Raw genomic sequence first — 2,038 nt, 5'->3', positions numbered from 1 at the left:
GCTAAACTGCTTAAAGCAGGATCAGTTAAAAAAGTCATCTGTTCTTTTCCACGTCAGTCAGACTCTTATGTGTTTGATGAACTGTACCGTGCTGGGAAAGTAGAGCTTGAAGTAGTGCCGCAAGGTAATCTGGCGTGCCGTATTCAGGCAGCTGGTATGGGGCTTGGGGCTGTATTTACCCCAACAGGCTTTGGAACACTTTTAGCGGAAGGCAAAGAAACCCGCCAGATCGATGGTAAAGACTACGTACTTGAATATCCAATTAAAGCAGATTTCGCGCTTATTAAAGCCTATAAGGGCGATCGCTGGGGCAATCTGGTTTACCGTAAATCTGCACGTAACTTTGGTCCAATTATGGCCATGGCCGCGGATGTCACCATTGTTCAAGTCTCTGAGGTGGTTGAGTTGGGTGGATTAGACCCAGAGCACATCATCACCCCAGGTATTTTTGTACAACACGTTGTACAAGTACAGCCCGCACAATAAGCAATAAGGAGAAATAACATGAGCTACCAGAAACTCAGCCGTGACCAGATTGCAAAACGTGTGGCACAAGATATTCCCGATGGCGCCTATGTGAACCTTGGTATTGGCTTACCAACCAAGATTGCGAGCTACCTACCTAACGACAAAGATATTTTCCTTCATTCTGAAAATGGTTTATTGGCTTTTGGCCCACCACCAGCCGAAGGTGAAGAAGACCCTGAACTGATTAATGCAGGTAAAGAGTTTGTGACCATGCTTGAAGGCGGCAGCTTTTTCCACCATGGCGACTCATTTGCCATGATGCGTGGTGGACACCTTGATATTGCTGTGCTAGGTGCATTTCAGGTTGCTGCTAATGGTGATTTGGCGAACTGGCACACTGGTGCACCGGATGCGATTCCTGCGGTAGGTGGTGCGATGGATTTAGCTGTAGGTGCTAAAAAAGTATTTATCACCACAGATCATGTGACCAAGCAAGGTGAACCGAAGATTGTAGCTGAGTTGAGCTATCCGGTTACGGGCAAGAAATGTGTTGACCGTATTTACACCGATCTTTGTGTGATTGATGTGACCAAAGATGGTTTGAAAGTGCTTGAGAAAGTAGAAGGTCTTGGCTTTGATGAGTTACAGGCTTTGACTGGTGCAACTTTGATTGATGCCACTCAAGGGTAAGGAAGTAGGAAATGACATTAAAAAACGCTTATATCATCGATGCAATCCGTACCCCATTCGGCCGTTATGCCGGTGGCCTTGCTCCTGTCCGTGCCGATGACCTTGGTGCTGTGCCAATTAAAGCGCTCATGCAGCGTAACCCAAATGTAGATTGGGAACAGGTCGATGATGTGATCTATGGCTGTGCTAACCAAGCCGGTGAAGACAACCGTAATGTCGGCCGTATGTCAGCACTGCTTGCAGGTTTACCGTATCAGGTTCCAGCAACCACTATTAACCGTTTGTGTGGTTCATCACTCGATGCGATTGCCATTGCTGCCCGTGCCATTAAAGCGGGTGAAGCGAACTTGGTGATTGCAGGTGGTGTAGAAAGCATGAGCCGTGCACCCTATGTGATGGGTAAGTCAGACAGTGCTTTTGGTCGTAGCCAGAAGATTGAAGACACCACTATGGGTTGGCGTTTTATTAACCCAAAACTTAAAGAATTGTATGGTGTAGACACCATGCCTCAGACTGCCGAAAACGTCGCTGAAAAGTTCAACGTAAATCGTGCAGATCAGGACCAGTTTGCCTTGGCGAGCCAACAACGCACCGCAAGCGCGCAAGCCAAAGGCTTTTTTTCTAAAGAAATCGTGGCAGTTGAAATCCCTCAGCGTAAGGGTGATGCTGTTGTGATTGATACCGATGAACATCCACGTGCATCGACCACACTTGAAGGTTTAAGCAAACTTAAACCAGTTGTAAAGGCTGATGGCACTGTCACTGCGGGTAATGCTTCGGGCATTAACGATGGTGCAGCAGCATTACTGATCGCATCTGATGAGGCAGTTCAAGCTTACAACTTAAAACCACGTGCCAAGATCATTGCTTCAACAGCAGT

3 protein-coding genes are annotated in these 2,038 nt (G+C 47.1%); all 3 read left to right on the top strand.

Annotation, left to right across the window (positions count from 1 at the left end):
• Window positions 1–486, top strand: a 486-nt coding sequence (locus tag MKL38_RS19100; RefSeq protein ID WP_270904140.1) for a 3-oxoacid CoA-transferase subunit A, incomplete at its 5' end; no start/stop codon positions are given.
• An 18-nt stretch (window positions 487–504) separates the two neighbouring features.
• Window positions 505–1,158, top strand: coding sequence for a 3-oxoacid CoA-transferase subunit B (locus tag MKL38_RS19095; RefSeq protein ID WP_270904139.1), 654 nt, complete (start codon window positions 505–507; stop codon window positions 1,156–1,158).
• Between the two features lie 11 nt (window positions 1,159–1,169).
• Window positions 1,170–2,038: acetyl-CoA C-acyltransferase (locus MKL38_RS19090; RefSeq protein ID WP_270904138.1), on the top strand; the 869-nt coding region annotated here is incomplete at its 3' end.

It is taken from the genome of Acinetobacter sp. AOR14_HL (assembly GCF_027855175.1).
Lineage (GTDB): Bacteria > Pseudomonadota > Gammaproteobacteria > Pseudomonadales > Moraxellaceae > Acinetobacter > Acinetobacter calcoaceticus.
This window is presented reverse-complemented; position numbering and strand designations above follow the sequence as displayed.